Origin of the sequence: Vibrio sp. OPT18 (assembly GCF_015163615.1) — a bacterium.
Classification (GTDB): domain Bacteria; phylum Pseudomonadota; class Gammaproteobacteria; order Enterobacterales; family Vibrionaceae; genus Vibrio; species Vibrio coralliirubri.
Genome location: NZ_JADDYK010000034.1, coordinates 59,776 through 62,892, shown reverse-complemented (window position 1 = coordinate 62,892; position 3,117 = coordinate 59,776). Strand labels below are relative to the sequence as shown.

General features: G+C 44.2%; 3 protein-coding genes. All 3 read right to left on the bottom strand.

Annotated elements, in window-relative coordinates:
• On the bottom strand, nucleotides 1-754 hold a 754-nt coding region (locus tag IQQ51_RS08105), incomplete at its 3' end, for an amino acid ABC transporter ATP-binding protein (RefSeq protein WP_193840784.1).
• A 22-nt stretch (nucleotides 755-776) separates the two neighbouring features.
• A complete protein-coding gene (locus IQQ51_RS08100) occupies nucleotides 777-1,874 on the bottom strand; it encodes an amino acid ABC transporter permease (RefSeq protein ID WP_017066317.1) in 1,098 nt (365 codons plus the stop codon).
• A gap of 1 nt (nucleotide 1,875) precedes the next feature.
• Entirely contained in the window at nucleotides 1,876-3,081 is a 1,206-nt protein-coding gene (locus tag IQQ51_RS08095) for an amino acid ABC transporter permease (protein ID WP_193840783.1), read from the bottom strand.
• Nucleotides 3,082-3,117: the final 36 nt, after the last annotated feature.

Sequence of the window (3,117 nt, the reverse complement as noted above, 5' to 3'; positions counted from 1 at the left end):
AGATTTGGCTTAAGAAGTTCTGCGTTCTGTCTGATTGTGGGTTTTCAAAGAAATCGACAGGGTTGTTCTCTTCTATGATTTCACCGGCATCCATGAAGATAACGCGATCCGCGACCTCTTTAGCAAAGCCCATCTCGTGTGTTACACAAAGCATCGTCATGCCTTCCTCTGCAAGTTCAACCATTACGTCTAACACCTCACGAACCATTTCTGGATCGAGCGCCGACGTTGGTTCATCAAACAGCATCACTTGAGGATTCATACACAAAGAGCGAGCAATAGCTACACGCTGTTGTTGACCACCTGAAAGCTGACCTGGGAACTTGTCTGCTTGCTCAGGGATTTTAACTCGCTCTAGGTACTTCATTGCAATCGCCTCAGCTTCTTCTTTTGGCATCTTTTTGACCCAGATAGGGGCCAGAGTGCAGTTCTCTAATACCGTCAGATGTGGAAACAGATTGAAGTGCTGGAAACACATGCCGACATCTCGGCGAACAGCTTCGATGTTCTTTAGATCTTCCGTTAATTCATTACCTGAAACGAAGATATGACCTTTTTGGTGCTCTTCTAATCGGTTGATGCAGCGGATCATCGTTGATTTACCAGAGCCTGAAGGGCCACAGATAACGATTTTCTCGCCTTTTTTAACTTCTAGATTAATGTTCTTAAGTACGTGGAATTCACCGTACCATTTGTTCATGTCTTTCAACTCGATCATAAGACCTTGAGAGTTGTTTTCTGTCTGCTGCGTCATAATACGTCCTTGATCTTGTTAATTATCGTTTGTGACCGGTGTGAAGTCTGTTTTCTAGCCATATCGAATATCTCGACATGCCAAAACAAAACACCCAGAACACTAACGCGACAAATACATAACTTTCTGTTGAATACCCAAGCCATTCAGGGTCGGTATTCGCGGCTTGGCCAATCCCTAGTACATCAAACATACCAATAATCAAAACAAGACTGGTATCTTTAAACAAACCAATGAAGGTGTTCACAATTGAAGGGATCGTGATTTTAAGAGCTTGAGGTAGAATGATAAGCCCAGTCTTTTTCCAGTAGCTTAACCCCAGAGCATCAGCTGCTTCGTATTGGCCTTTTGGTATTGCTTGTAAACCACCACGAATTACTTCGGCCATGTAGGCTGCACTGAATAGTACTACCCCAACAAGTGCTCGAATCAGCTTATCGGTTTCTGTCCCTTCTGATAAAAAGAGTGGCAGCATTACTGAAGCCATGAAAAGAACTGTAATGAGCGGTACGCCACGCCAAATTTCGATGTATACGGTACACATACTGCGAATGATCGGCATCTCTGAGCGACGCCCAAGAGCAAGTGCAACACCAATAGGGAGTGACACTACAATACCAACAAGTGCGATGACCAGTGTAACCAGTAGGCCGCCCCATTTATGGGTATCAACAACTTCTAACCCAAAGACGCCACCGTATAGCAAGCCGGCAATGATAAATGGGTAGATGTTGACGAAGAACAACCAAATCCACGTGCGTTTAGGTGTTTTTTCATAAGCCAGTAAGGCTACAAAAATGGCCAACGTTGCGTAGAAGAGGCGAGGTCGCCACAGTTCAGCTTCTGGGTAGAAGCCATACATGAATTGGTCCCAACGAACGCTGATAAAAACCCAACAAGCGCCTTCGCTAGTACAGGCATCACGTGTGGTTCCTATCCAGTCGGCACTGATGAATGCCCAATCCGCTATTGCCCATAATAGGGTGAAAGCAAAGTAAGCAAGAATCACAGTGACGACGCTGTTAACAGGTCCATTAAATAGATTTTTTCTTAACCAACCGACTGGTCCAACGGTATTCGCTGGAGGCGGAAGATCAGGTTGAAATTGATGTGTACTCATCTTATCTCTCCACCAACGCTACTTTGCGGTTGTATATGTTCATTAGAGCAGACGTTAATAGGCTCAAGGTTAGGTAGACGCCCATTGTCATCGCGATTACTTCGATAGCTTGTCCAGTTTGGTTAAGTGTTGTTCCTGCAAATACAGAGACAAGATCAGGGTAACCAATGGCCATCGCAAGTGATGAGTTTTTAGTCAGGTTTAGATACTGACTGGTTAGTGGTGGGATAATAATTCTTAATGCTTGTGGAATAATAACAAGCTTTAAAGTTCTAGAACGTGGGATGCCTAGAGACATCGCAGCCTCAGTTTGCCCATGGTTTACCGCGTTAATTCCTGAACGAACAATCTCAGCAATGAACGCTGCTGTGTAGATACTTAAAGCGAGCATCAATGCAGCAAGCTCAGGGATTATGGTAACACCACCCTTGAAGTTAAACCCTTTCAACACAGGGTAATCTGCAGAGATAGGCATGCCCATAACAAAGTAAGTTACCAACGGTAAGCCTAAAATCAACGCAGCGGCAATTCGCAACATCGGTGTTTGTTGGCCGGTCAGTTTCTGTCTGTTCTTAGCCCAGATGTTGATAATAAACGTAGCAATAATACCGACAATCAATGATGCGATGACAATGCTACTGCCTTGCTCAAACACGGGTGCAGGGAAGTACAATCCACGTACGTTCAAGAAAATTGCTTCACCTAGACTCATACTTTGACGAGCAGAAGGCAAGGCTTGTAGAACGGCGAAATACCAGAAAAAGATTTGTAATAGAAGAGGGATATTTCGGAATATCTCAATGTAGACAGCTGCAAATCGGCTAACTAGCCAGTTTGAAGAGAGTCTAGCGATACCCATACTAAAGCCCAGCACTGTCGCTAGCATGATGCCGAGTACTGAAACCAAAGCGGTATTGAGAAGACCGACAAAGAACGTACGACCGTATGAGAAGGTCTCGTCGTATTCAATCAGTGTTAAGCCGATACCAAAACCAGCTTCTTGGGAGAGAAAATCAAAACCGGTGGTGATACCACGGGAATCTAAGTTTGTGAGTGCATTATTTACAATCGTGTAAAAGAAAGCACAAAGCGCCCCGACGGCGATAATTTGGAAAATGATGGAGCGAAAAGTGGGGTTGTAAAATAAGTTGGCACTTTTGGGCTGTGGCTTTGCCTGAGCTGGAGAAATAGTTTCATTAGGTTTCATACTACTATAACCTCAAATCCATTTAATAAATAGGGC

Coding starts and splice junctions, on each gene's coding strand:
- IQQ51_RS08100 (WP_017066317.1), bottom strand. CDS start 1,874: ATGAGTACACATCAATTTCAACCTGATCTTCCGCCTCCAGCGAATACC.
- IQQ51_RS08095 (WP_193840783.1), bottom strand. CDS start 3,081: ATGAAACCTAATGAAACTATTTCTCCAGCTCAGGCAAAGCCACAGCCC.